We start from the raw sequence: 25,874 nt of genomic DNA, 5'->3' as shown, positions 1-25,874 counted from the left end.
TTTTTTTAGCTTCTTTGGTCTAAAAATTCTTGAAAAGCTTGTTTATAGCTGTCACTTATCGGGATGTAATTCTTTCCGAACACGATGCGGCCACGGTCTATAATACGTATTTTATTCTTCTGAACAATGTAGGAACGGTGGACGCGCATGAAACGCGAGGCAGGCAGAAGTTCCTCCATTGCCTTCATGCTCATGAGAGACAGGATAGGCTTGGGAGAATCCTCCTCGTAGATTTTGAGATAGTCTTTTAGCCCCTCTATGTACAGAATTTTACTCAATTCGATTTGCACCAGCTTATACTCGCTCTTTACGAAGATGCTCTGAATCTGAATCTCTTCCTTGGACTGTTGCAGCAATTCAAACCATTGCACAGCCTTGTTGGCAGCCTGCAGAAAGTCGACGTAGGAGATGGGTTTCAGCAGGTAGTCCAGCGCATTGACTTTGTAGCCGTCTATGGCATACTGGTCGAAGGCGGTGGTAAAGACAATACGGGTGCCGGAATCGACCATCTTCGAAAATTCCAGTCCGTTCAGTTCGGGCATCTGGATGTCGAGGAAAAGCAGGTCGATGTGCTTCTCGGGCAACTCCTTGATGGCTTGTACGGCACTGGAGTATTTACCGACCAACTCCAGAAACGGGGTCTTGTTGACGTAGCTTTCCAGCAACCCTAGGGCGAGGGGCTCGTCGTCTACAATGGCGCACTTCAGATTCATATCTTTATAATTAAAATAGATTTATACTCTTTCATGTCCTCACTCACTCCTTGCTGCCAGTCGTAATGACCGGGATAGGTCAGCTCCAGACGCTTGCGCACCTGTTCCAGGCCGATGCCGCTTCCGCTTTTATCTGCCACGCTTTTGGGATGATAGCTGTTGGTTATTTCGCAATGTATCTCTCCGGGGCTTTCACTGAAGTGGATACGGATAAAGCTGGGCTCAGTGGGGGAGATGCCATGCTTGAAGGCATTCTCTATGAGGGAAATAAAGATGAGCGGAGCTATTTCCGTACGGCTGTCCGGTCGGACGTCTATCTTTGTTTCCACACGGACGTTGGCAGAGAGGCGGATGCGCATTAGTTCGATGTAGTTGCGGATGAAGTCCATCTCCTTGTCCAGGGTGACGAAGTTCTGCTGATTGTCATACAGCACATGGCGCAGCAGTCGGCTCAGTTCCTGCACGGCAGTCTGTGCCTTGTCGGCATCGAAGGCGATGAGGGCGTAGATGTTGTTCAGCGTATTGAGCAGGAAGTGCGGGTTGAGCTGGTTGCGCAGGTTCTTCAACTCGGATTCCGTGCGGCTTTTCTCGGCTTCGCGGCGGGCGGCGTCCATCTGCGCCCAGCGGCGGCTCAGCTTGATGGCAGCGCTGAGGCCGGCGGTGAGAATCATGGTCGAGACGTCGCGCAAGATGAATATCCATTTGGGAGGCCCCATGTGCTGACCGTCATCATCGCCGCGCATATGGTTTTGGAATGTGTATTCTTGCCAAAGGTGGGCGCCGGTGGTAATGCAGATGATGAGCAGTGTGTTCAGCAGGAGATACTGCCGGATGCGTCCCTCGAACAAGTAGCGGGGAATGAGGAGGCAGTAGTTGATGTAGAATACAAGGAAGAATGAGAGGGTACTGCTGCTACCGTGGCGCAGATAGTCCGCAAGGCTGATATTGAAGCCGCTGCGTGTCATCATCAGAAAGGGGAAACCGATGACGATACCCCAGACAATGATGTGTATCAGGGTTTCGATGCCGCGGCGGCGTGGGTTAGGGAGCTGTTGTTTCATCATGATACAAAGATACGGATTTTAGGTGGATATTGGAAATATCCGCTGCCTGCGAAGCAAATCTCTGTTCGCAGGTTGCGGATAAGCGTTTCCAGGTTGCGGATATGTATCCCAAGCTTGCGGATGTCTATCCCAAGGCTTGGGATAGAGATTATCCTTGGTTTCGCATAACTTTTTTCCCTATTGCCGGAAACTTTTTTCCTAATACTTAAGAACTATTTGGCTAACTTCCGGCAAGGGAGAAAAGGTTATTCGTAGCGTATGGCCTCTATCGGGTCGAGGTCCGCAGCTTTCTTGGCGGGATACCAACCGAAGAACACTCCGGTGACGGTACATACGGCGAAGGAGAGGAATACACTCCACGGCTGGATGAAGATGGGCCAGTGGGCAACGCTCTTCACTATCCAGCTGGCTCCGCATCCGATGATGACGCCGATGATGCCTCCGGTGATGCTGATGAGGATAGCTTCGATGAGGAACTGGCTCAAGATGTCGACACCGCGGGCGCCTACACTCATGCGCAGGCCGATTTCGCGCGTGCGTTCCGTCACCGATACGTACATGATGTTCATAATGCCGATGCCGCCCACTACGAGCGAAATGCCGGCTATGCAGGCAAGCAGCGTGGTCATCAGGTCGGTGGTGGAGTTCAGCATGGTGCTGAGTTCCTGCTGGCTGCGAATGGTGAAGTCGTCGTCGTCACTCTCCTTCAGCTTGTGGTTGCGGCGCAGTATCTCGGTGATTTCGTCGGTGGCATTGTCCGTCATGTCCTCGGTGAGGGCGGAGGCGAAGATGCCGCTAAGGTAGGTCTGTGCCAGCAGGCGTTTCATCACGGTGCTGTAAGGGGCAAGCACTACGTCGTCTTGGTCCATGCCCATGGAGTTGTAGCCTTTGGACTTCAGCACGCCCACCACGCGGAAGGGCACTTGGTTGAAGCGGATGATACGTCCCACGGGGTCCTCTCCGCCGGGGAAGAGGTTGTCTTGGATGGTCTTTCCGATGACACACACCTTGGCAGAGGTCTGTATGTCGGCTTCGGTAAACATCTCGCCGTTCTCCACGCTGAGCTGCCGGATTTCGAGATAGTCCGTGCCTACACCACTCACGGAGGAGGGGTAGTTATTGTTGCCTGCGATGAGCTGCCCGCTGGAGGAGACATTGGGGCTGACGGCAGCCAGGAAGTTGGTTTCGTTGCGCAGGGCTTCGTAGTCGGTCAGCTTCAAGGTCTGCATGGCGCTGGGGTCTTGGCGGACACCGCCGCGCATGTCGGCACCGGGGTGAATCATAATCATGTTGGAGCCCATCTCGGAGATTTGCGCCTGGATGCTTTTCTTCGAACCTTGTCCGATGGCAAGCATCGTGATGACGGACGCCACGCCGATGATGATGCCCAGCATGGTGAGGAATGCGCGCAGCTTGTTGTTGTTCAAGGCACGCAGGGCTATTTTGAAAAGGTTTGTTCCGTTCATATCGTTTTAATGGAAAGTTTAAAATTAATCCCTAATCCTTAATCCCTTATCCCTCATTCCTCCTCCTGCTTAGGCAATGCTGCCAGAGCTTCGGCTGCATTCTGGATTTGGGTGTTGATGGTATCGTCCTTGATTTGTCCGTCGCGCAGCACGATGTTGCGGCTGCTGTACTGGGCTATTTCGGGGTTGTGGGTGACGAAGATGATGGTGCGTCCTTCGGCATGCAGCTTTTGGAACAGTACCAGAATCTCGAAAGAAGTACGGGTGTCCAGGTTGCCCGTGGCTTCGTCCGCCAGGATAACGGCAGGATTGTTTACCAGGGCACGGGCGATGGCTACGCGTTGCATCTGACCGCCGGACATCTGATTGGACTTATGTTCCAGTCGGTCGCCCAGCCCCACGGCTTGCAGGGCTTCGATGGCACGTCTCCGCCTTTCGGAAGCCGAGACGGAGGAGTTATACATCAGCGGTAGCTCCACATTTTCCACGGCAGTGGTTTTGGGCAGCAGGTTGTAACTCTGGAATACGAAGCCGATTTTACGGTTGCGTAGTACGGCGCGTTGAGGCTTGCTCATGGTGCGTACGGAGATACCGTCCAGCAGGTATTCGCCGCTGGTGGGCGTGTCCAGGCAGCCGAGGGTATTCAGCAAAGTCGACTTCCCGGAGCCCGATGTACCCATGATGGTGACAAACTCGCCTTCACGGATGGTGAACGAGACGCCGCGCAGGGCATGCACGGTTTCGTCCCCTACCTGGAAGTTGCGTTTGATATTTTGAAGTTCAATGACTGCTTTATTCATAATTCTTTTCTTTGTATTATTTTCCGCTCTTCTTCTTACTTCCCGGAGGGCCAGGCATGAACGGACTCTTCTCACCGCCGGGAGCTTCCTGGCTCATGTCCGGAGCGCCGCTACCGGGCATGCTGCCGATGTTGGCTTCGGTCACCACTACGGTACCTTCGTTAATGCCGCTGATAATTTCCGTGTTGACTCCGTTGGAGATACCTATCTTCACCGGATGGGCGGTAAAGGTATTGCCTTCGCGGGTCCAGAGTTTATGTTCCCCTTCGCAATCCTTCACAATATCGTTGTCTCCGATAAGCGGTTTTTCGGGGTTGAAGCGCAGGGCACGGGCAGGAGCGCACAGTACGTCTTTGCGGTCGAGAGTGAAGATGGTGACGTTGGCTGTCAGGCGTGGTTTCAGTTTCAGGTCCGGGTTGTGGGCAGAGATGACTACTTCGTAGGTCACAACCGTGCTGGTGCTGGTGCTCGACGTGCTGCTTGAGCTGGCATCTCCCAGACGAATTTGTGTGACCACTCCTTCGAACACGTCATTCGGGTAGGCATCTACGGTAAACGTGGCGCGCTGTCCCTCTTCCACACCGCCTATGTCCGCTTCGTCCACGTCGGCCACAACCTGCATCTGCGTCAGGTCGGCAGCGATGGTGAACAGTGTCGGTGTCTCGAAGCCGGAAGCCACGGTCTGTCCTGCTTCCACGTCGCGGCTGATGACTACACCGTCGATGGGAGAGGTGATGGTGGCGTAGGAGAGGTTGCGTTCAGCCTTTGCCAGTGATGCCTGGCTGCTTTCGTAGTTGCTCTTGGCCTTCTCGTAGTTATAGACGGACTGCTCATAGTCCGTGGCGGCGATGAGCTGCTTTTCGTTCAGCGTCTTGTTGCGCTCGTAGAGTTTTTTCTGGTACTCGTATTCGGCCTTTGCACCGTTGTAGGCGGCGCGTTGCGAGGCAAGTTCGCTTTGCAGTGTCACGCGGTCCATCTCGGCAATGAGTTGGCCTTTGGTTACTACGGAATTGTAGTCTACATGAATCTTGTCGATGATACCGCTCACCTGGGTACCCACTTCCACTTCCGTCACCGGTTCGATGGTCCCCGTGGCGGTTACGGATTCGGAAATCTCGCCTTTATGGATGGTTGCTGTGGCGTAGGTCACCTTGTGCTTGGCCTTGGCACCACCGAAGAGCCATACGCCGCCGCCCACTATGATTACGGCAGCTACGGCAATGAGGATGATTCTTTTTTTGTTCATATATATATAAGGTATTATAATTCGATTTTTTCTCCTTGATAAAACTTCAGTAGCTGCATATTCAGTATGGCCATGTATTTGGCTTGCAGTGTCTCCTGCTGTGCGCTGAGCAGATTGCTTTTCTCAGTCAGCAGTTCTACGGTATTCTTCATGCCCAGGTTGAACTGCTCTTGAATCAGTTCATAGCTGGTCTGCGTACTTTTCAGTTTCTCTGTGGCGGCGGCGTAGCGCTGCTGGGCGCTGTTGGCATCGAGCCAGAGGGTTTCGATGGTCTTGTACAGCGTTTTTTGGTCGTCCAGCAGGTCCAGTTCGCTGGTCTGCTTCTGAATCTTGGCTTTCTCTACGGCACTCTTGGTCTGCCGGTTGCTGAAGATAGGCACGCTTACGGTGAAGCCCAGCGAGTTGTTCCAGTTCTGTTTGACTTGCTCGCTGAAGGTGAAGTCATTGCCGTTGGCATGGCTGGTTCCGATGCCGGCGCTGAGGCTCAGCGTAGGCAGATAGCCAGCGCGGGCAATTTTGATGTCGAGGTCGGATGTTTGTATATTCAGTTTGCCGGCTTCTATTTCCGGACGGAGCACGAGGGCAGAACGGTAAACGTCCGTTTTGGTGGGCAGGGGTGCCAGTACGTTTTCCGTGCCGAGTGTGGGGATGTAGAGGTTCATCTCGGATTCGCCGTCCAGTTCCAGGAGTTGTTTCAGTTGTAGTTTGTAGTCTTGCAGGGTGGCTTGTGCTGTCACCAGCTGGTACTTGTCGGTACTCACTTGCGCTTCCAGTTGTGCCAGGTCGCTTTTGGCTATGCTTCCTGCTTCGAGAAGTTGGCGGGCGCGTTCGCATTCGGCCTGGCTCACTTCCAGGGTCGATTCGTTCACTTTCACGGCTTCGGCGGCGTAGAGTATCTGTACGTAGGTTTGTGCGATACTTTCTTCGATGCTGTTCTCGCTCTGTGCTACGCTAAGTTCGGCAATGCGGTTGTTCAGTTGCTGTTGTTTGATGGTGTTGAGGCGTTTCCCGCCGTTGTAGAGGGTCCAGTTGGCATCGATGCCGTAGCTGCCGTTATAGGAAGTCTTGCTCTGGCTGCTGGTGATGTTGTCGCCGTCAATGATGGTGTTTGTCTCGCTCTTCGGGCGATTCACGACACGCTGGCTCACATTGGCCGAAAGGCTGGGGAAGAGGGCGGCCCGGGCGGTTTTTACATCTACCTGGGCACTTTCCGCGTTGAGGCGGTTCTTGCGGATGGTGATGTTTTGCTGCAAGGCATAGTCGATGCACGCTTGCAAGTCCCATTGGGTGGGCAGGCTGTCGGCTGGCTGCTCGGAACTGCCGGGTATCTGCGTGGAAGTGCCGTTTTGGGCGGCCACTCCCATGCAGCTTGCCATACATAGCGCTATCACTGTCAATCTTTTTACGTTCGTCATATCTTCGTTATTCTATGGTTTTACATTTGCAAATGTAGTGGGGTGGAGAAAGGATTGCAAAAGTGATAGACGTTGAGTGAATTTTCCTCGCCTAAAATCTTTTTTGTACCGATGAATGGGAGAAGTCTTTTTTCTGTTCAACTTTTCACCTTTTTATTTGTTCTTTATATAAAAGTATTTTATATTTGTAATCATTATAATTTTATCGGCATGAAACAGACTGCGGTAAACATTTGGCGTTTTTATTTGGAAGGTTTTCGAAGTATGACGTTAGGGCGTACTTTGTGGCTTATCATTCTTGTGAAGTTGTTCATCATGTTTTTCATTCTCCGCCTTTTCTTCTTCCCACGGTTTCTGAATACCCCCGTGGTGGGCGATGACAAGGAAGGCTATGTCAGTAATGAGCTTATCCATCGGAGTCTGGGCGACTAAACACGGAGACACAGAGTTTATTTCCTTGCCCTTATAAATTCTCCGTGTCTCTCTGTTCTTACCCGATAACTTAAAAACTTAATAACTCATAACTTATAACTCATAACTTGATTCTTATGCTTGGACACATTGACACTTCCCTGATTGACTGGTCGAGAGCCCAATTTGCCTTGACCGCCATCTATCACTGGATTTTTGTGCCGCTGACACTTGGACTGGCGGTAATTATGGGCATCATGGAGACAGCGTACTACCGTACGGGTGACGAATTTTGGAAACGTACTGCCAAATTCTGGATGAAGATTTTCGGTATCAACTTTGCTATTGGTGTGGCAACCGGTATCATTCTGGAATTTGAATTCGGTACGAATTGGAGTAATTACAGTTGGTTTGTGGGCGACATCTTCGGTGCGCCGCTTGCCATCGAGGGTATTTTGGCTTTCTTTATGGAAGCAACGTTTATCGCCGTCATGTTCTTCGGCTGGGATAAGGTGAGCAAGCGTTTCCATCTGGCATCTACTTGGCTCACGGGGCTGGGCGCCACGATTTCTGCCTGGTGGATTCTGGTTGCCAATGCGTGGATGCAGAATCCCGTAGGTATGGAGTTCAATCCCGATACGGCACGCAACGAGATGGTGGACTTCTGGGCTGTGGCAACTTCGCCGATGGCTGTCAATAAGTTCTTCCATAGCGTGCTGTCCGGCTGGGTGCTGGCTGCCGTGTTTGTAGTAGGTGTAAGCTGCTGGTATCTGTGGAAGAAGCGCGAGAAGAAATTTGCGCTGGCAAGTGTAAAGATTGCTGCATGGGTAGGTCTGTGTGCCGCCGTGCTGTCTGCCTGGACGGGCGATGGCTCAGGCTATCAGGTGGCGCAAAAGCAGCCGATGAAGCTGGCTGCTATGGAAGGCTATTATGAAGGGCGGCAAGGTGCCGGATTAGTAGCGTTCGGGCTGCTGAATCCTGCCAAGCAGACGCCGCAGGACGGAGTAGACCCATTCCTTTTCCGTGTGGAAATCCCTAAGATGCTGTCGTTGCTTGCCGAGCGCAAGATGGATGCTTTTGTTCCCGGCATCAATGACCTGCTGAAAGGCGGATACCCGTTGAAGGACGGTACTGTAGCGCTTTCAGCAGAGGAGAAAATAGAAAAAGGAAAAACGGCTATCGGTGCGTTTGCCGCCTATCGTGCAGCCAAGGCTGCGGGCAATGAGGCGGATGCAGAGGTGGCTGCCAAAGTGTTGAAAGATAATGTAGCCTATTTCGGTTACGGTTATATCAAGGACGTGAACGAGCTGGTGCCCAATGTGCCCCTTACGTTCTACATGTTTCGTGTGATGGTGATGTTGGGTGGATACTTCATCCTCTTCTTTATTGTGGTGCTGTTCCTGGCCTATAAGAAAGACTTGTCGCGGATGCCATGGATGCATTGGGTGGCTATGCTCACCATTCCGCTGGGCTATCTGGCCGGACAAGCCGGATGGGTGGTTGCCGAGTGTGGTCGTCAGCCGTGGGCCATCCAAGATATGCTGCCCACGAGTGCCGCCATCTCTAAGCTGGATGTAGGCTCCGTGCAGACCACGTTCTTTATTTTCCTGGTACTTTTCACTGTCATGCTGATTGCTGAGGTGGGAATTATGCTGAAGGCTATTCGCAAAGGTCCTGAAACCGAAACGCACACACCGTCACATAACTCATAACTTATAACTCATAACTCACAATGAATGCTTATATATTTCTTCAACACTATTGGTGGTTTGTAGTCTCCTTGCTGGGAGCACTACTGGTATTCCTGCTGTTCGTGCAGGGAGGTAATTCGCTTCTGTTCTGTCTGGGGAAGACGGAGGAGCAGAAGAAGATGATGATTAATTCTACGGGACGGAAGTGGGAGTTCACGTTTACAACGCTTGTCACGTTTGGAGGCGCGTTCTTTGCTTCGTTTCCGTTGTTCTATAGTACCAGTTTCGGAGGAGCTTATTGGTTGTGGATGATTATTCTGTTCAGCTTTGTGTTGCAGGCTGTCAGCTACGAGTTTCAGTCGAAGGCGGGAAATCTGCTGGGCAAGACAACGTATCGCACGTTCTTGGTGATAAACGGAGTGGTAGGTCCGGTATTGCTGGGTGGGGCAGTGGCCACGTTCTTCACGGGGTCTAATTTCTATATCAATAAAGGGAATATCGCAGATGCGGCAATGCCGGTTATCAGTCAATGGGCTAACGGCTGGCATGGGTTGGATGCGTTGCTTAATCCGTGGAATGTGGTGCTGGGGCTGGCTGTGTTCTTCCTGGCACGTATCTTGGGAGCGCTTTATTTTATTAATAATATCAATGAGGATGATTTGGTGAAACGCTGCCGCCGGGCACTTTGGGGAAATACGGCGTTGTTCCTGGTATTCTTCCTGGCCTTCGTCATCCGCACGCTGCTTGCCGACGGCTATGCTGTACGCCCGGAAACGGGAGAGGTGTTCATGGAACCTTACAAGTATCTGACGAACTTCCTGCAGATGCCGGTAGTGCTGCTTGTATTCCTGGTTGGTGTGGTGGCTGTGCTCTGGGGCATTATCCGCACGCTGTGGAAGCCGGCATTCGACAAGGGTATCTGGTTTGCCGGTGCAGGGACGGTGCTTACGGTATTGGCACTGCTGCTTGTGGCAGGCTATAACAATACGGCCTATTATCCTTCTACCCACGACCTGCAAAGCTCACTCACGTTGGCAAACAGTTGCTCGAGCCAGTTCACACTGAAGGTTATGGCTTATGTCTCTATCCTTGTTCCTTTCGTTCTTGCCTACATCTTCTACGCTTGGCGCAGTATCGACAATCGCAAGATTGATGCGAAGGAGATGGAAGAGGGAGGACACGCGTATTAATTAAAAATTAAGAATTAAGAATTAAAAATTAAAGGAGGATGTGTCATCTGTATGCTATTAACTGTTTTGATACATCCTCTTCTTATTCTTTTGTCCGCTTCTCATTTAGCTGGAATTTGGGTACCAGTTTCATCAATCGTAGAATCTGTCCTTGCCTTTTCTTTATGTAAGGGGAGGGGTGTGCTGAGTCGAAGCGTATGGGGTTGGGCAATGTTGCCGCTATTAGTGCGCACTGTCCGGCAGAGAGCTTGGCTGCTGTAGTCTTGAACTTGTATTTGGCGGCAGCTTGTGCGCCATAGATGCCTTTTCCCATTTCGATGGAGTTGAGATAGACCTCCATGATACGTTCTTTGGACCAGAAGAATTCTATCAGTACGGTGAAGTAGACTTCCAGTCCTTTACGTACCCAGGAAGACTGGGGCCATAGGAATACATTCTTTGCCGTCTGCTGGCTGATGGTGCTTGCGCCCCGTTTCCGTTTTCTTGTTTCATTCTCCTTTATCGCTTTCTGTATCTCGATGAAATCGAATCCGTTGTGTGTGGCAAACCGGTTGTCTTCCGAGGCAATGACGGCCATAGGCAGGTGAGGGGATATCTTGTCGGAAGATACCCAAGTGTGGTGCCAGCATGGACTTTCACCCTTAAAGACCTGTTGCACGCTGCGAATAACCATCAGTGGCGTGATGTAGACGGGTACAAAACGATAAGCCACTACCGCTAGGATAGTGGAAATAAAGAAGAATAATATGATGTTGCGGAGGAACCGCAAAGGCTTCGGGAGTTTCATGGAGAGAGTGCCAATGTGATTAATGTGTTAATGTGCCAATATGCATATTGGCACATTAACACATTAATCACTTTACCATATTAATTAGCTGCCTCCGCATTCTTAATCATCTGTTCGCTGGCATACATATATACCTCTACGCGTCGGTTCTGGTCGGCAGACAGACTTTCGTCGTATTCGTTGTATCCCACGCCTTCCACTTTCTTGAACTGGGCCGGAGATACGCCGCAATCCTGCAAATAGTTCTCTACGGCATAGGCGCGGTTCTTGGAAACTTTCATATTGGCTTCGTAAGTACCCACTTTGTCGGTATGGCCGATGATGGCGATATCGGTTGTCGGGTCTTCCTTCAGAATCTGTGCGAGTTCGCGCAGGGAAGCCTTTGCCTCGTTGCTCAGTGCTGCGGAGTTGAAGCCGAAAAGAATACCTGCCGCAAAGGATACTTTGACAGCCGGCAAGCCGTTGGCATCCGTCACCTGCTCCACTTGGGCGCCTTCAATCTTGGCAGCTTCGGCAGCCTTCTTGTCCATCTTGTGTCCGATGGCAACGCCGGCACCCGTACCTACTGCAGCACCTACCGCAGCTCCAATGGCTGCCCCCTTGCCTTTACCTATCAGTCCGCCGATAATGGCACCTGCTGCTGCACCGGAGCCACCGCCGATTATTCCACCTTTGGCCTTGTTGTTCATTGTGCCGCAACTGCCCAGCAGCAATGCGCCGCACAAAAGTAATACTGTAAATTTCATCTTCTTCATAACTCTTTTTCTTTAAAAGTTGACTTTATCTTTAATGTTGCAAATTTATGTATATAATAACCATATTCTTCTTTCTAAAGTTCGCCAGTTCTGTCCTTTTTTAGAGAATTTTCCTTTTGATGAGGACGAACCAGGCTGTCAGTATAAGACCTTTGGCAACGGTCGTTCCACTTACTGCCCACCAGATGGCATCCACTCCCATACCCATGTGCACCAGCAATAACGCCACCGGAATACGCATGTAATTGCATCCGATGCTGACAATGGCAGGCGGCACTGTCCGTCCCAGTCCGTAGAACACGCCCTGCATGGTAATTTCCATCATCATGAACATTTGCGAATAGCCGTCGATGCGGAGGAAATCTCCACCCACACGGTAGGCTTCGGCCTCGGGTACGAAGATAGAGAACACCTCGCTGCCGAAGAAGATGAACAGTAGTGAGCAGAGGCTTCCGAATACGCCCGTCATCCACATGGTGGTGCGCCATGCTTGCTTCACGCGCGACTTCTGCCCCGCGGCATAGTTCTGGGCGATGAACGTGCTCAGCCCCGTGGAGAATCCTTGCGAAGTATTCCAGGTGATGGCCTCGATTTGTCCACCGGTGGTGAATGCCATCAGTCCGATGTGTCCTCCCTGCTCCGAGGCGGTGCGCGAGAGGAACATATTGACGAAGGCAAATAGCGTGTTCAGCGTAGCCACGGGCAGCCCGAGCTTGAAGATGCGCCGGGTGTACTTCTTTTTCAGCGGAACGATAAAGGAGAAACCTCCGAGCACGGCGCTTTTCCCCCGGAGTTTGTAGACGAAGATGCCGAATACTGTAGCTTCGGAAAGCCATGTGGCAAGTGCCGCGCCCACTGTTCCCCAACCGAAGCCGAAGATGAACAGAGGGTCGAGGACGATGTTCATTATCAGTCCCGTCCCGCTGATGTAGAACGGAATCTTGCTTCGTCCTGCCGCGTTGTAGATGCCCGTAAAGGCAGCGGAGAGAAAGATGAAAGGCAGTCCCGTCGACACGATGCGCAGATAAGTCACGGCGGCGTCCGTGATATGCTGTTTCAGCTCGAAGATGTTCAGGATGGGGCGGGCGAAAAGAAAGAGCAGGCCTCCCCAGCAGACGGAGATGAGCAGGGCAATCGTAATGTTGTGCGAGGCAAAGCTGCGTGCGTCCTCTTCGCTGCGTGCACCGATGGACTGGCCTACGCTGACTTCGGCGCCCACTTTATTGAGCAAGGCGATGGAGCCGGACATCCACGTCAGTATGCCTACCGCACCTACTGCAGCCATGGACTCACTGCCCAGACGCCCTACCCATGCCATGTCCGTCAGGCTGTAGGCCATCTGGATGAACGAGGTGGCCATGATGGGCATTGCCAGCGTGAAAAGCTGGCGGTTGATGGGGCCTTGTGTCAGATTCTTTGTTCCTTGCACGTTGACGGGTTTTTAGGTAAACAATGTGTTGCTCATCCCCTTTTCCGCTTTCTGCGGAGACGGTGGCGGCGTTTCTGCTTGTACTTTCGTATCTTGGCATATACCAGCCAGATGAAGAGCAGACCGAAAACGGCGAAGATGAGCAGCACGATGCCTGTGTTGAGATTGTCACCTTTCACGCGGCTCCACATCTCGAGCACTAGTTCCGTGCGGTCGCCGAAGTCGCGTATCATGGCGCAGCGTTCCACTACTCGGCGGTCAGGATATTGTACCGGGTCTATCTGCAGGCTGTCGGCTCCGGGCAGGGGGCCGAAGAAGTAGCTGAGGTCGGAGTGCACGTCGAGCGTGGTATCGGTCTTGGCCTCCATGATTTCCGGTGTGGCTACGGCGCTGACGTAGCCGATGGCATCCATGTTGCGCAGTGCCACGGAAGGCTGGCAGAGGTAGTTGATGAAATAGCTTGCCGCCTTCACGTTGCGGGCGTAGCGGGGGATTACCCAGCCGTCGTACCAGATGTTGCTGCCTTCGCAGGGGACGGTGTAGTCCAGTTCCACACCCACGGCATCGGCCTCCTCGATGGCCCAGACGGCGTCGCCGCTCCAGGTGAAGTTAATCCACGCCTTGTTCTTGGTCATCATTTCCTTGCCGAAGTCGGCTTCCCAGCCGGCGATGTTGGGTTTCATCTCCTTGAGGCGTTGCTCGGCCAGGGCGATGGCCTGCGGGGAGTTGTCGTTCATCAGTTGCTCTACGGTGACGGTGCTGTCGGCCAGCTCCCGGGCGTGGGCGTAGATGATGGCGGTACCGTAGGCATCGCGGTAGCTGTCCTTCATCAGTATTTTGCCGCGGTTTTTGGAGTCCCAGAGGATGTCCCATGTGCCGGCCTCTTCGGCGGTAATAAACTTTTTGTTGAAGAGGATACCAGCGGTGCCCCACATGTAGGGCACGGCATAGTCCTCGGTCTGGCGTTCCGGTTGCGAGGTCTTGTTCAGCTCGTGGCGAATGTAGGGCGACACGTTGGGGATGTAGTCCGGCGTGTGGCCGAAGTTGCGGTCGATGGGTAGCAGGAGGTCTTTGCGAAGCATGCGTTCGATGATGTACTCCGAGGGGCATACGACGTCGAAGTCCTCGTGCCCGCGCTCAATTTTGGTGAGCATGATTTCGTTGATATCGAACACCTGGTAGATGATACGGAGGTCTTCGCCCGTCTGCTGCTTGTACCAGTCGGGAAATTCGGCAAGCACATCTTCATCGATGTAGTCCGCCCAGTTGTATATCTTCAGTACACGGCTGCGCTCTTCTGTGGAGTTTCCACAAGAAGAGAGGGATGCGATACAGCACAGTAGAATCAGTATGTTTATTATCCTTTTCATCATCTTGTTCTTGACAATTGATAACTTATAACTCATCACTCACATCAATCGTTTTTCGTCCGTTCGGCCCGCTTGTTGATTACAATCAGCAGCACCAGCACCGTCACGAAGATGATGGTGGAGAGTGGCCGCAGTTCCGGCGTCAGTCCACCTTTGCGCGCATCGGCGTAGATGTAGGTGGAGAGCGTTTCCAGCCCCTGGTTGCCGATGGTGAAGATGGTCACGGCAAAGTCGTCGATGGAGAGCGTGAAAGCAAGGATGAATCCGCTTATCATACCCGGAAATATCTCCGGAAGAATAACCTTGCGCAGTGCTTGGAACGGTGTGGCGCCCAGGTCGAGTGCCGCCTCGTAGACATTCTGGTTCATCTTTTTGAGCCGGGGCATTACGCTGAGCACCACGTAGGGCGTGCAGAAAGTGATGTGTGCCAGTACCACTGTGGTGAATCCTTGCGATATGCCGAAGCTGACGAACAGCAGGAACAGCGACACACCGGTGATAATGTCTGCATTCATCATCGGGATGGCATTGGCGAAGTTCATTACCTGCCGTGTGCGCGAGCGCAGATTGAAGATGCCGATGGCTGCAATGCTGCCCAGCGCCGTACTGGCGGTGGCGGCAAGCAGGGCAATGGCGAATGTGTTCCAGATGGCATTTATCAGCGAGTGGTGCATCCCGCCCGTAAACAAGGAGCTGTACAGCTTGGTGGAGAATCCCGTCCAGTTGCCCAGCACCTTTGCCTCCGTGAAGGAGAATATCATAATAATTAAGATGGGCGAGTAGAGCAACGCCAGCAGCAGCCACAAGTAGCCGCGGGTTAAGATTCGTGTCATCATATCACACCTCCGCTTTCATTCGATGCCCCGTCCTCCTCGTTGGTAAAGAGGATGGTGATGCCTATCAGCAGCAGCATGATGAGCGAGAGGGCGGCACCGTAGTTCCACATTCCGTTGTAAATATTCTCTTGCACCGTGGTGCCGAACAGTTTGATGTTGTTCATTGTTAGCAACTCGGCAATGGCAAAGGTAGAAACCGTAGGCATAAACACCATCACTATGCCGCTCATCACTCCCGGCATGGAGAGCGGCAGAATCACCTTGCCGAATACGCGGGTAGGAGAGGCTCCCAAGTCCTGCGCAGCCTCAATCAGATTGTGGTCCATCTTCTGAAGAGTGTTGTAAATGGGGTATATCATGAACGGCAGGAAGTTGTAGACCATACCGAACACAAGGGCACCTTCGCCCAGCGGCAGGTTCAGGAAGTCGAACAGCGCCACTGTGGCAAGCGTACGTATCAAGATATTCACCCACATGGGGAGGATGAACAGCACCACCATGGTGCGTGAGGTGTTGAATTGCTTCTGGCTCAGGATATACGCTGCCGGATAGCCCAGCAGCAGGCAGACCAGCGTGGTGATAACGGCTATTCCGATGGAGTAGACAAACGTGTTCATCGCTTCGGGGTGCATCATGAACTTGCGGAAGTTGGCCAGCGTAAACGCTCCCCCTTCGTCCGTAAAGGCATAGAGCACGATGAGCAGCAGCGGTACTATGACAAATACAAGCAGAAACAGCGCGTAGGGTACCGTCCAGTTGCGCCGGCGCATGAAGAAATGGGATAACTTATTGAGCACTTCCTTCCTTATTAAGAGATTGAACAATCCGTATATTTTGAGGGGCGATGGTGATACCTACGCGGTCGCCGTCGTCCCACACGTCGTTGGTGTCGACAAAGATGTCTTCGTCCCAGTCCGTAAACACGGTCAAGTGGTAATGGTTCCCTTTGTAGAGTATGAATTTCACTTCACCCGTCAGTCGGCCGTCCTCTTCGTTGTCTTCGAGGATGACGTGCTGGAAGTCTACTTCCACTTGCACGGCGCTGCCCGGCTCGATGCCCTGCACGGGGAGGCACTCGAAGTTACAGCCCAGGAAGTCTACGTGCGTCTCGTCCACCAGCTTTCCCTCGAAGGTGTTGCAGGTGCGTTCCTTCTTCATCACGTGGATGTCGAAGGGTTTCACCAGCAGGCCGACTTCGCGTCCTGCCTCGAAGGCATGGTAGTCCTGCACCATCAGCTCGTAGCCTTCGCGCGTCTGCACCAGCATTTCGTAGTGTACGCCTTTAAAGATGCAGCTGGTTACGGTCCCCGTCAGCTGTGCGGCGTCGGATACATCGAAGATGTAGATGTCTTCGGGGCGAATCACTACGTCTACCTGCATCTGCTCGCCAAATCCCGTGTCCACGCATTCAAATTCGTGTCCGCAGAAGGTGACGGCTTTATCCTTTATCATAACTCCGTTCAAGATGTTGCTTTCACCAATGAAGTCTGCTACGAAGGAGTTGATGGGTTCGTTGTAGATGTCCGTCGGCACGCCTATTTGCTGGATGCGTCCTTCGCTCATCACGACGATGGTATCGCTCAAGGTCAGTGCCTCTTCCTGGTCGTGGGTCACATATACGAAGGTGATGCCCAGCTTCTGGTGCATCTCCTTTAGCTCCATCTGCATGTCCTTGCGCATTTTTAGGTCCAGGGCGGCAAGGGGTTCGTCCAGTAGCAGCACTTCGGGTTCGTTGACGATGGCTCGGGCAATGGCTACGCGCTGTTGCTGCCCGCCGGAGAGGGAGTCTACGTCGCGGTCCTCATAGTCCGTCATGCCCACCATGCGCAGGGCTTGCTTTACCTTCTTCTCGATGGTGGCACCGGGCAGCTTCTTCAGCTTCAACCCGAAAGCAATGTTGTTGAACACGTTGAGGTGGGGGAAGAGAGCGTACTTCTGGAACACGGTGTTCACCGGACGCTTGTGCGGCGGTGTCTGTGTGATGTCCTTTCCGGCAATGGTTATCACTCCTTCCGAGGCTGTCTGAAAGCCTGCAATGAGGCGCAACAGAGTTGTCTTTCCGCAGCCGGACGGTCCCAGTATTGTTACAAACTCGCCCTTACGGACAGACAAATTCACATCATTCAGCACGGCCTTATCTCCGAAAAATTTCGATACGTGCTCCACACCGATGATGCAATCGGACTTTTGCATAAGCGTCTTTTACTTTATCCAAACGAATTAAACAAATCTCAGAAGAAAGCTGAAATAAAATCAAAACAGTTTCTCGGGCTTTCAAAAAGCGGGTGCAAAGTTACATAATTTATCGGGATTTTTCGCCTTACTCTAAAATTCATTATTCCTATGAAGTTAAAATAATAAGTAATACCTTTGTTGGCAGTATTGATATTAAAACTTAATAACATGATGGAAAAGAAGATTGTACTCATCACCGGAGCCTCCTCGGGAATAGGGGAAGGCTGCGCGCGTAAATTTGCCATGAACGGTTACCGGCTTATACTCAATGGCCGTAATGTGGAGAAACTGAATGCTGTAAAGAAAGAATTGTTGGAGAAATATGGAGCCGATGTGTATCTGCTTCCTTTCGATGTCCGCGACCGGCAGGCTGCCCATGCCGCCCTCGAATCCCTTCCGGAGGAATGGAAGGCGGTAGACATACTGGTGAACAATGCCGGACTCGTCATTGGGGTGGACAAGGAACATGAAGGCAACCTGGATGAATGGGACATTGTCATCGACACTAACGTGAAAGCCTTGCTTGCCATGACCCGCCTCGTGGTTCCCGGTATGGTGGAGCGCGGCCGTGGTCACGTTATCAATATGGGGTCCATTGCCGGAGATTACGCTTATCCGGGAGGTAGTGTGTACTGTGCCTGCAAGGCTGCCGTCAAGGCCCTTTCCGACGGACTCCGCATCGACCTGGTGGATACCCCGGTACGCGTAACGAATATCAAGCCGGGGTTGGTGGAAACCAATTTCTCCGTCGTCCGTTTCCGTGGTAACCGGGAGGCGGCCGATAATGTATATAAAGGTATACGCCCGCTGACCGGCGACGATATAGCCGAAGTGGTCTATTTCGCCGCTGCCGTCCCCGAGCATATCCAGATTGCGGAAGTGCTGGTGATGCCTGCCAACCAAGCCACGGGGACAATTGTCAGCCGGAAATAGAATTTGTATAAGGATATGATAAAATGATACTATTTTATCTTCGGGGAAACGCCTACATTTGCGCACAGCTAAATGAATATAGAATCTAAACAAGAAAAGCATGAATTTCAAGAAACGAACAAATTTTCTCTTTGGAGCACTGCTGCTGACCGGCAGTTTGTTGGCTCAAAACGTATGTGTATCCACTCCTAAAACCTCTTTGGTGCTTTCGGCTCCTGAAGGCGGTACACTGAGACACTTGTATTATGGTAACAGACTTTCTGAAGCCGACTTGCAGAATATCTCTGCGGCAGAAGCGAACCATGCAGCCTATCCCGAATATGGATTGAATGCTCCCGTGGAGACGGCCCTCGCTGTGAAGCATGCCGACGGTAACATGACCCTCCAGCTCGAAGTATTGAACGTGACTACCGAAAAGGAAGGGAATGCCGTGACGACTGTCGTGGCACTGAAGGATAAGGTGTATCCCTTCTTCGTCAACGTCTGTTACCGTGCCTGGCAGGATGCCGACGTGATAGAATCCTGGACTGAAATCTCCCATCAGGAGAAGAAGCCGGTGGTGCTCAATCAGTTTGCTTCCGGCTATCTGCCCATCCGCCGTGGCGATGTATGGCTGTCCCATCTCTCCGGTTCCTGGGCCAATGAAGGGGTTTTGACGCAGGAACCTCTCACTCCGGGCATGAAGGTTATCAAGAATAAGGACGGTGTGCGCAATTCTCATACTGACCATGCCGAAGTGATGTTCTCCCTTGACGGCCGTCCGCAGGAGAACACGGGCAACGTGATTGGTGCAGCCCTCTGTTACAGCGGCAACTACAAACTCCGCATTGAGACACACGATGATGAATACCACCATTTCTTTGCCGGAATCAACGAAGAGAACTCTACTTATTCCTTGAAGAAGGACGAGCTTTTCCGCACTCCCGAACTTGTCCTGACTTATAGTAATGAAGGCTTGAGTGGCGGCAGCCGTAACTTCCATCGCTGGGCACGCCTGCACAAACTGGCGCACGGCACTACCCCCCGCAAGATTCTTTTGAATAGTTGGGAAGGCGTGTACTTTGACATCAACCAGCAAGGTATGGATCAAATGATGGCGGACATTGCCTCCATGGGTGGCGAGTTGTTCGTGATGGACGATGGCTGGTTTGGCGACAAGTATCCCCGTAAGAACGACAGCTCATCACTCGGCGACTGGGTGGTGGACAAGAACAAGCTTCCGAACGGCATTGAAGGCTTGCTGAGTGATGCCAAGAAACATGGCGTCAAGTTTGGCATCTGGATTGAGCCGGAGATGGCGAACACTACCAGCGAACTCTACGAGAAGCATCCCGACTGGGTACTTAAGGCTTCCGAACGTGACGTTGTGTTGGGACGCGGCGGCACGCAGGTAGTGCTTGACCTTGCCAATCCTGCCGTGCAGGACTTCGTTTTCGGTGTGGTAGACAACCTGATGACCTCTTATCCTGAAATAGATTACATCAAGTGGGACGCCAATATGTCTGTCCAGAACCACGGTTCGCAATATCTGACGAAGGATAATCAGAGCCACATGTACATCGAATTCCACCGCGGCTTCGAGAAAATCTGCCAGCGCATCCGTGCCAAATATCCCGACCTTACCATCCAGGCATGTGCCAGTGGCGGCGGTCGTGCCAACTACGGAGTGCTGCCTTACTTCGACGAGTTCTGGGTAAGCGACAATACCGATGCCCTGCAACGTGTCTATATGCAGTGGGGAACTTCCTATTTCTTCCCCGCCATCGCTATGGCATCGCATATCAGTGCTGCCCCCAATCATCAGACGTTCCGCACCATCCCTCTGAAATATCGGATAGACGTTGCCATGAGTGGTCGTTTGGGTATGGAAATCCAGCCCAAAAATATGACGGAAGAAGAAAAGGCTCTTTGCAAGAATGCCATTGCCGAGTACAAGACCATTCGTCCCGTAGTACAGTTGGGAGACATTTACCGCCTGCTCTCTCCTTATGACAAGCAAGGTGTGGCTTCTCTGATGTACGTGGCTCCGGAGAAGGACAAGGCAGTCTTCTATTGGTGGAAGACGGAACATTTCTGTAACCAGCACCTGCCGCGTGTGAAGATGGCAGGGCTCTGTGCCGACAAGCAATACCGGGTGCATGAACTGAACCGTATAGATAATGTTCCCTTGAACTATGAAGGAAAGACTTTCAGCGGTGCCTATCTGATGGCAAACGGGTTGGAGATTCCTTACACACATAAGGTGGACTACCACAAACAGAACGACTATTCAAGCCGTGTGCTTTATCTGGAAGAGGTGAAATGACGTGAATAAAGGTGAGGTTTAGCCGCGTAAAGGTGAACTTGAGCGGCGTAAAGGTGAGGTTGATGGGTACAGTTGGTACAGTGGTACAGCGTCTCTTCTATCTCACACACGCATGTATATAAATAATGTACGCGTTATGAAGTAATGTACATAAGCACATGTGTGTGAAGCAGAAGAGGCGCTGTACCCACTGTACCAATTGTACCACTGTTTGGATGTCCAACTTTTCTTTTCGTACCCTTTTGGGACTTTCAGGTAAGATGGAAACATAAAAAAAGTCCCACAATACATTGATATTGTAGGACTTTTTTCTTTTTGTCGCCTTCTGACTTTGTTTCTATGTGAACCGCTTGGGGCTCGAACCCAAGACCCCAACATTAAAAGTGTTGTGCTCTACCTGCTGAGCTAGCGATTCAATCCTTCATTGCTGTTAAGCGGATGCAAAGATAGATACTTTTTTGAAAATTGCAAAATAATATCATCTTTTTTCTTATCTTTGTCCCCATTAATCCTTGATATTAATCATTATCACTGAACATTAATCATTAAATACATGGCAACAGTAGACGATAAAAAGATTATCTTTTCTATGGTTGGGCTGAATAAAACCATTCAGCAGAACAACAAGCAGGTACTGAAGAACATTTACCTCTCGTTCTTCTACGGGGCAAAAATCGGTATCATCGGTCTGAACGGTTCGGGTAAATCGACCCTGCTGAAGATTATCGCCGGATTGGATAAGTCCTATCAGGGCGAAGTGGTGTTCTCGCCGGGATATTCTGTGGGATATCTGGCTCAGGAACCGTACCTCGACCCCACCAAGACCGTAAAGGAAATTGTAATGGAAGGCGTGCAGCCCATTGTGGACGCGCTGGCAGAATACGAGGAAATCAACCAGAAGTTTGGCTTGCCCGAATATTATGAGGACCAGGACAAGATGGACAAGCTCTTCTCCCGCCAGGCCGAGTTGCAGGACATCATTGACGCGACCGATGCCTGGAACCTTGACAGCAAGCTGGAACGCGCCATGGACGCCCTCCGTTGTCCGCCCGAAGACCAGTCCGTAGAACATCTTTCCGGTGGTGAGCGCCGCCGTGTGGCCCTTTGCCGCCTATTGTTGCAGAAGCCCGACGTGCTTCTTCTTGACGAGCCCACCAACCACCTTGATGCCGAATCCATCGACTGGCTGGAACAACACTTGCAGCAGTACGAGGGTACGGTGATTGCCGTGACGCACGACCGTTATTTCCTTGACCATGTTGCCGGCTGGATTCTTGAGCTGGACCGTGGCGAAGGTATTCCCTGGAAAGGTAACTACTCCAGTTGGCTGGAACAGAAGACCAAGCGCATGGAGCAAGAGGAAAAGACCGCCAGCAAGCGCCGCAAGACGCTGGAACGCGAGCTGGAGTGGGTGCGCATGGCTCCCAAGGCCCGTCAGGCAAAGGGAAAGGCGCGTCTGAACTCCTACGACAAATTGCTGAACGAGGATGTGAAGGAGAAGGAAGAGAAGCTGGAAATCTTTATCCCGAACGGTCCCCGTCTGGGTAATAAGGTGATTGAAGCCAAGCATGTGGCAAAGGCGTTCGGTGACAAACTGTTGTTCGATGACCTCAACTTCATGCTTCCACCCAACGGTATCGTGGGTATCATCGGCCCTAACGGTGCCGGTAAGACTACGCTTTTCCGTCTTATCATGGGACTGGAAAAGGCAGACAAAGGCGAATTCGAGGTGGGGGAGACCGTAAAGGTTGCCTACGTGGACCAGCAGCACAAGGATATCGACCCCAACAAGAGCGTATATCAGGTCATTTCCGGCGGAAACGATCTGATTCGCATGGGAGGGCGCGACATTAATGCACGCGCCTATCTGTCCCGTTTTAACTTCTCCGGTGCCGACCAGGAAAAGCTCTGTGGGGTGCTTTCCGGTGGTGAACGCAACCGCTTGCATCTGGCGCTCTGCCTGAAGGAGGAAGGTAATGTGCTGTTGCTGGACGAGCCCACCAATGACATCGACGTGAATACGCTCCGTGCCCTCGAAGAAGGTTTGGAGGACTTTGCCGGATGTGCTGTGGTCATCAGTCACGACCGTTGGTTCCTTGACCGTATCTGTACGCATATCCTCGCTTTCGAAGGAGACTCCAATGTGTTCTTCTTTGAAGGTTCTTATTCAGAATATGAGGAAAATAAACAGAAACGTCTTGGGAAAGAAGAACCCACCCGTGTACGTTATAGAAAGCTCATGAATGATTGATTTCGGTGCGAATTTGAAAGTATATTCTTTTACTTGTTGACAATACGAAAGCCCTGCTGTAGAATGCAGGGCTTTTTTTGTTTAAAAATATCTCAAAAAAGCCTTTCTACCTTCAAAAAATGTAACATAAATATAACATTAATCTCGTTTTTATTAGTTATATTTGCGACTTAAAACATAAATTAATGTTTAATTAACACTATCTATTAACAAAAAACAGAATTATGAGAAAACATCTAATTCAATTCCTGTTGGTTGCAGTGTTGTCGGTATTTAGCGCCGCTGCATTTGCTCAGACTACAGTGAGAGGTCAGCTTGTTGATTCAGAAACAGGTGAACCGTTAGTGGGTGCCGCCGTCATGGTGGAAGGTACTACACAAGGATCGGTGACCGACATTGATGGGTATTTCAAGCAAAGCGTTGCTTCGAATGCGACATTACTATTCAAGTACGTGGGTTATAAAGACCAGAAGAAGAAGATCACGCAGAAGGGCGCTTCTGTGGATTTGGGTGCTATCCCAATGGAACCGGATGCTGTGATGCTGAAGGACGTAGTGATTACATCGTCTATTGCTGTGGCACGCAAGACTCCGGTTGCTGTATCTACTGTCGACCCCGTATTTATTGAAGATAAGATAGGTTCTCAGGAGTTACCGCAAATCTTGAAATCTACTCCGGGTGTTTATGCTTCTAATGAGGGAGGTGGCTTTGGTGATTCCAACATAAAGATTCGTGGTTTTAAGTCAGAATATGTGGCTATGATGATTAACGGTGTACCCATGAACGGAATGGAAAACCAGAAAGTATACATGAGTAACTGGGGTGGTTTGATTGATGTGGCCAGCAGTATTCAGGTACAACGTGGACTTGGTGCCAGCAAGGTGTCAACTCCTTCAGTAGGTGGCTCACAAAACATTATAACCAAGACTACTGATGCCAAGAAAGGCGGCTTCATCTCTTACGGCATGGGTAATGACGGCTACAGTAAAGTGATGTTCAGTGTCTCTTCCGGTCTGACAAAAGATGGTTGGGCCTTTACTTTATTGGGTGCCAGAGATAAACGCGACGGTTATATTCAAGGTACGGAATCCGAGGCCTACACTTGGTTCATGAGTATTGCAAAACGTATCAATGACAACCATCAACTTTCATTTACAGCTTTTGGAGCACCTCAGTGGCATAATCAGCGTAATATGGCAAATGGCTTGAATATCAAGGAGTATCAGCGTGTAAAACAATGGATGGGTGAGGAAAGTCCCTATCGTTACAATTCTACTTTCGGTTATCGCAATGGACAAGTGATGAACTCTTCACGTAACGAATACCATAAACCCCAGATGTCTCTTAATCATTTGTGGCAAATCAACCATAAGTCAAGCCTCAGTACAGCAGCTTATATGTCTATCGGTACTGGTGCAGGCTATAGTGGTACGGGGGTAACGGGGTACACCAGCTCTTGGTACGGTACGGCCAGTGATGGTACGGTGAACACTCAGTTCCGTTGTCCTGATGGTACTTTTGATTATGATGCTGTGGATAAGCTCAATGCAGATAACTATACTAATCCGGTGAATGTGAGTGGAATGCCCGGTTATAAAGGTTCGCTGATGATTATGAACAAAGCCTCGAACGACCATTTCTGGACAGGATTGATTTCTACTTATACCACTAAGTTTGGTGATTACTTTGATTTCTATGGTGGTATTGACTTCCGCTATTATAAAGGTTTGCACAAGAATGTCATTACCGATCTTTTTGGAGGGCAGTATTATGTAGACTCTTATAACCGTAAGAGTGTATTGGCTGAGAATAGTGTGAATGGTGGAGTCACCTCCTGGGTAAACCAGAAGTTGGGAGTAGGAGATGTGATTCGTCGTGACTACGACGGTTTTGTGATGTACGAAGGTGGTTTTGCCCAATTGGAGTATAATAAAGATAAAGTGAGTGCATTTGTTTCAGGTGGTCTTACAAATACCAGTTATTGGCGCAAAGACCGTTTCTATTATAGTGGTGACAAACAGCTGTCTTCGAAGAAGCATTATTTGGGAGGCAATGTGAAAGCTGGTTTGAATTACAACCTTGATGATTACAATAACGTATTCTTCAATACCGGATTTATCAGCCGTGCTCCTATTTTTGATAATACCTTCATCAATTCTCAGAGTTCACATGAGCGTAATCCTGATGCTAAGAATGAGAAAGTTTACTCTTTCGAATTAGGTTATGGATATCGTAGCCAGTATTTCTCAGCCAATGTAAACGCCTATTATACTATGTGGAAAGACAAGGCTTTATATGATACCGGATCCTATGAAGACGTAAACGGGGCTTCTCAGCGTTGGACAATGAACATGACCGGTGCGCAGGCTAACCACATGGGTATAGAGCTTGACTTTATTGCCAAGCCTTTCCGCTGGATGGAAGTTAACGGTATGTTCTCTTGGGGAGACTGGCGCTGGAATGGGACAGCGAAAGGCTTCATGATGAATACTGAAGGCCAGATTATGGCGAATAGCCGTGGTGAAGTGGTGACAGATATGAGTAATGTAGATCAGTACAAGTATACCATTGAAATGGATAATGTACAGGTGGGCGGTTCTGCTCAGACTACAGCTGCTTTGGGAGTGACATTCCGCCCAATGAAAGGCTTGCGTCTTAATGCAGACTGGAACTTCTTTGCACGCAATTATGCCGATTATGACATTGATGCGAGCCAAGCCACTCAAAAAGAGGCTTACGTGGTGGAAAAACCTTGGGAGATTCCTTCATGGAGCACATTTGATGTAAGTGCAGGATATACCTTTGACTTCGGTAAGATTCGTGCTACACTGAGCGGCAATGTGAACAACTTGTTCAACCAAGAGTACATAGCCGATGCACGCGATGGAAGTAACCATGACTGGGAGACGGCCACACGTGTTATCTATGGTTGGGGACGTACTTATACTGTAAGATTGAAGTTGAATTTCTAAGCGAA

The 25,874-nt window shown here is 50.8% G+C and carries 20 protein-coding genes and 1 tRNA gene; 7 read left to right on the top strand and 14 right to left on the bottom strand.

Features of this window, described 5'->3' with window-relative positions:
- Positions 1–5: 5 nt before the first annotated feature.
- The 6 genes from DXD65_RS01670 to DXD65_RS01640 all read right to left on the bottom strand — a co-directional run bounded on the left by DXD65_RS01670 (position 6) and on the right by DXD65_RS01640 (position 6,704).
- Positions 6–713, bottom strand: coding sequence for a LytR/AlgR family response regulator transcription factor (locus DXD65_RS01670; RefSeq protein WP_117887304.1), 708 nt, complete (start codon positions 711–713; stop codon positions 6–8).
- The gene (locus DXD65_RS01665; RefSeq protein WP_008663111.1) at positions 710–1,777 is read right to left on the bottom strand and encodes a sensor histidine kinase; all 1,068 of its coding nucleotides are present in this window, start codon (positions 1,775–1,777) and stop codon (positions 710–712) included. The genes DXD65_RS01670 and DXD65_RS01665 overlap by 4 nt, the downstream gene beginning before the upstream one ends.
- Before the next feature lie 245 nt (positions 1,778–2,022).
- On the bottom strand, positions 2,023–3,243 hold the full coding sequence (locus DXD65_RS01655) for an ABC transporter permease (protein WP_005836280.1): 1,221 nt from the start codon (positions 3,241–3,243) through the stop codon (positions 2,023–2,025).
- 53 nt (positions 3,244–3,296) lie between these two features.
- Entirely contained in the window at positions 3,297–4,043 is a 747-nt protein-coding gene (locus DXD65_RS01650; RefSeq protein WP_005828066.1) for an ABC transporter ATP-binding protein, read from the bottom strand.
- A gap of 16 nt (positions 4,044–4,059) precedes the next feature.
- Positions 4,060–5,289 carry an efflux RND transporter periplasmic adaptor subunit gene (locus DXD65_RS01645; protein ID WP_005836284.1) on the bottom strand — a complete coding sequence of 410 codons (1,230 nt, stop codon included), beginning with the start codon at positions 5,287–5,289 and terminating at the stop codon, positions 4,060–4,062.
- A 14-nt stretch (positions 5,290–5,303) separates the two neighbouring features.
- Positions 5,304–6,704 carry a TolC family protein gene (locus tag DXD65_RS01640; protein WP_008663122.1) on the bottom strand — a complete coding sequence of 467 codons (1,401 nt, stop codon included), beginning with the start codon at positions 6,702–6,704 and terminating at the stop codon, positions 5,304–5,306.
- A 210-nt stretch (positions 6,705–6,914) separates the two neighbouring features.
- Between DXD65_RS01640 and DXD65_RS01635 the strand changes: the two genes are divergently transcribed.
- The 3 genes from DXD65_RS01635 (at position 6,915) to DXD65_RS01625 (ending at position 9,996) form a co-directional block, all read left to right on the top strand.
- On the top strand, positions 6,915–7,136 hold the full coding sequence (locus tag DXD65_RS01635) for a DUF4492 domain-containing protein (protein WP_005836288.1): 222 nt from the start codon (positions 6,915–6,917) through the stop codon (positions 7,134–7,136).
- A gap of 116 nt (positions 7,137–7,252) precedes the next feature.
- Positions 7,253–8,827 (top strand): cytochrome ubiquinol oxidase subunit I, encoded by a 1,575-nt coding sequence (locus DXD65_RS01630; protein ID WP_008663125.1) that lies wholly within the window; start codon positions 7,253–7,255, stop codon positions 8,825–8,827.
- Between the two features lie 20 nt (positions 8,828–8,847).
- Positions 8,848–9,996: a cytochrome d ubiquinol oxidase subunit II gene (locus DXD65_RS01625; protein ID WP_005828073.1), complete on the top strand. Its 1,149-nt coding sequence runs from the start codon at positions 8,848–8,850 to the stop codon at positions 9,994–9,996.
- Positions 9,997–10,078: 82 nt separating this feature from the next.
- On the opposite strand, the gene mtgA is transcribed toward DXD65_RS01625, so the two are convergent.
- From mtgA to potA, 7 genes are all read right to left on the bottom strand, one after another.
- The gene (mtgA, locus tag DXD65_RS01620) at positions 10,079–10,783 is read right to left on the bottom strand and encodes a monofunctional biosynthetic peptidoglycan transglycosylase (protein ID WP_005828075.1); all 705 of its coding nucleotides are present in this window, start codon (positions 10,781–10,783) and stop codon (positions 10,079–10,081) included.
- 80 nt (positions 10,784–10,863) lie between these two features.
- On the bottom strand, positions 10,864–11,538 hold the full coding sequence (locus DXD65_RS01615) for an OmpA family protein (protein ID WP_005828077.1): 675 nt from the start codon (positions 11,536–11,538) through the stop codon (positions 10,864–10,866).
- Positions 11,539–11,638: 100 nt separating this feature from the next.
- Positions 11,639–12,967, bottom strand: a complete 1,329-nt coding sequence (locus DXD65_RS01610; RefSeq protein WP_005828079.1) for an MATE family efflux transporter — start codon at positions 12,965–12,967, stop codon at positions 11,639–11,641.
- Between the two features lie 32 nt (positions 12,968–12,999).
- On the bottom strand, positions 13,000–14,337 hold the full coding sequence (locus DXD65_RS01605) for an ABC transporter substrate-binding protein (protein ID WP_171028991.1): 1,338 nt from the start codon (positions 14,335–14,337) through the stop codon (positions 13,000–13,002).
- Positions 14,338–14,381: 44 nt separating this feature from the next.
- Complete coding sequence (locus DXD65_RS01600) at positions 14,382–15,173, bottom strand: ABC transporter permease (RefSeq protein ID WP_008663130.1); 792 nt, start codon at positions 15,171–15,173, stop codon at positions 14,382–14,384.
- Complete coding sequence (locus DXD65_RS01595; RefSeq protein ID WP_035457908.1) at positions 15,170–15,943, bottom strand: ABC transporter permease; 774 nt, start codon at positions 15,941–15,943, stop codon at positions 15,170–15,172. Before DXD65_RS01595 ends, DXD65_RS01600 begins: the two co-directional genes overlap by 4 nt.
- Positions 15,944–15,959: 16 nt before the next feature.
- Entirely contained in the window at positions 15,960–17,366 is a 1,407-nt protein-coding gene (potA, locus tag DXD65_RS01590) for a polyamine ABC transporter ATP-binding protein (protein WP_005828085.1), read from the bottom strand.
- Positions 17,367–17,579: 213 nt separating this feature from the next.
- Between potA and DXD65_RS01585 the strand changes: the two genes are divergently transcribed.
- Positions 17,580–18,341 carry an SDR family oxidoreductase gene (locus DXD65_RS01585; protein WP_009036881.1) on the top strand — a complete coding sequence of 254 codons (762 nt, stop codon included), beginning with the start codon at positions 17,580–17,582 and terminating at the stop codon, positions 18,339–18,341.
- Positions 18,342–18,441: 100 nt separating this feature from the next.
- Positions 18,442–20,646 (top strand): alpha-galactosidase, encoded by a 2,205-nt coding sequence (locus DXD65_RS01580; protein ID WP_117748877.1) that lies wholly within the window; start codon positions 18,442–18,444, stop codon positions 20,644–20,646.
- Positions 20,647–20,988: 342 nt separating this feature from the next.
- Here the strand turns inward: DXD65_RS01580 and DXD65_RS01575 are convergent.
- Positions 20,989–21,061 (bottom strand) — tRNA-Lys (locus DXD65_RS01575).
- A gap of 138 nt (positions 21,062–21,199) precedes the next feature.
- Here DXD65_RS01575 and ettA point away from each other — a divergent pair.
- Together ettA and DXD65_RS01565 are read left to right on the top strand one after the other, a co-directional pair.
- Positions 21,200–22,897 (top strand): energy-dependent translational throttle protein EttA, encoded by a 1,698-nt coding sequence (gene ettA, locus DXD65_RS01570; RefSeq protein ID WP_005828098.1) that lies wholly within the window; start codon positions 21,200–21,202, stop codon positions 22,895–22,897.
- Between the two features lie 224 nt (positions 22,898–23,121).
- Positions 23,122–25,869 (top strand): TonB-dependent receptor, encoded by a 2,748-nt coding sequence (locus DXD65_RS01565; RefSeq protein ID WP_005828100.1) that lies wholly within the window; start codon positions 23,122–23,124, stop codon positions 25,867–25,869.
- Positions 25,870–25,874 lie beyond the last annotated feature (5 nt).

Source organism: Bacteroides sp. 4_1_36 (genome assembly GCF_003466325.1).
GTDB lineage: Bacteria > Bacteroidota > Bacteroidia > Bacteroidales > Bacteroidaceae > Bacteroides > Bacteroides uniformis.
Note: the sequence above shows the minus strand (reverse complement) of the source record. Positions and strands in the feature narration are given on the sequence as shown.

Excerpts from the sequence above, each read along its gene's own strand:
- DXD65_RS01670 (WP_117887304.1), bottom strand. The coding sequence starts at position 713 with ATGAATCTGAAGTGCGCCATTGTAGACGACGAGCCCCTCGCCCTAGGG.
- DXD65_RS01665 (WP_008663111.1), bottom strand. The coding sequence starts at position 1,777 with ATGATGAAACAACAGCTCCCTAACCCACGCCGCCGCGGCATCGAAACC.
- DXD65_RS01655 (WP_005836280.1), bottom strand. The coding sequence starts at position 3,243 with ATGAACGGAACAAACCTTTTCAAAATAGCCCTGCGTGCCTTGAACAAC.
- DXD65_RS01650 (WP_005828066.1), bottom strand. The coding sequence starts at position 4,043 with ATGAATAAAGCAGTCATTGAACTTCAAAATATCAAACGCAACTTCCAG.
- DXD65_RS01645 (WP_005836284.1), bottom strand. The coding sequence starts at position 5,289 with ATGAACAAAAAAAGAATCATCCTCATTGCCGTAGCTGCCGTAATCATA.
- DXD65_RS01640 (WP_008663122.1), bottom strand. The coding sequence starts at position 6,704 with ATGACGAACGTAAAAAGATTGACAGTGATAGCGCTATGTATGGCAAGC.
- DXD65_RS01635 (WP_005836288.1), top strand. The coding sequence starts at position 6,915 with ATGAAACAGACTGCGGTAAACATTTGGCGTTTTTATTTGGAAGGTTTT.
- DXD65_RS01630 (WP_008663125.1), top strand. The coding sequence starts at position 7,253 with ATGCTTGGACACATTGACACTTCCCTGATTGACTGGTCGAGAGCCCAA.
- DXD65_RS01625 (WP_005828073.1), top strand. The coding sequence starts at position 8,848 with ATGAATGCTTATATATTTCTTCAACACTATTGGTGGTTTGTAGTCTCC.
- mtgA (WP_005828075.1), bottom strand. The coding sequence starts at position 10,783 with ATGAAACTCCCGAAGCCTTTGCGGTTCCTCCGCAACATCATATTATTC.
- DXD65_RS01615 (WP_005828077.1), bottom strand. The coding sequence starts at position 11,538 with ATGAAGAAGATGAAATTTACAGTATTACTTTTGTGCGGCGCATTGCTG.
- DXD65_RS01605 (WP_171028991.1), bottom strand. The coding sequence starts at position 14,337 with ATGAAAAGGATAATAAACATACTGATTCTACTGTGCTGTATCGCATCC.
- DXD65_RS01600 (WP_008663130.1), bottom strand. The coding sequence starts at position 15,173 with ATGATGACACGAATCTTAACCCGCGGCTACTTGTGGCTGCTGCTGGCG.
- DXD65_RS01595 (WP_035457908.1), bottom strand. The coding sequence starts at position 15,943 with ATGCGCCGGCGCAACTGGACGGTACCCTACGCGCTGTTTCTGCTTGTA.
- potA (WP_005828085.1), bottom strand. The coding sequence starts at position 17,366 with ATGCAAAAGTCCGATTGCATCATCGGTGTGGAGCACGTATCGAAATTT.
- DXD65_RS01585 (WP_009036881.1), top strand. The coding sequence starts at position 17,580 with ATGGAAAAGAAGATTGTACTCATCACCGGAGCCTCCTCGGGAATAGGG.
- DXD65_RS01580 (WP_117748877.1), top strand. The coding sequence starts at position 18,442 with ATGAATTTCAAGAAACGAACAAATTTTCTCTTTGGAGCACTGCTGCTG.
- ettA (WP_005828098.1), top strand. The coding sequence starts at position 21,200 with ATGGCAACAGTAGACGATAAAAAGATTATCTTTTCTATGGTTGGGCTG.
- DXD65_RS01565 (WP_005828100.1), top strand. The coding sequence starts at position 23,122 with ATGAGAAAACATCTAATTCAATTCCTGTTGGTTGCAGTGTTGTCGGTA.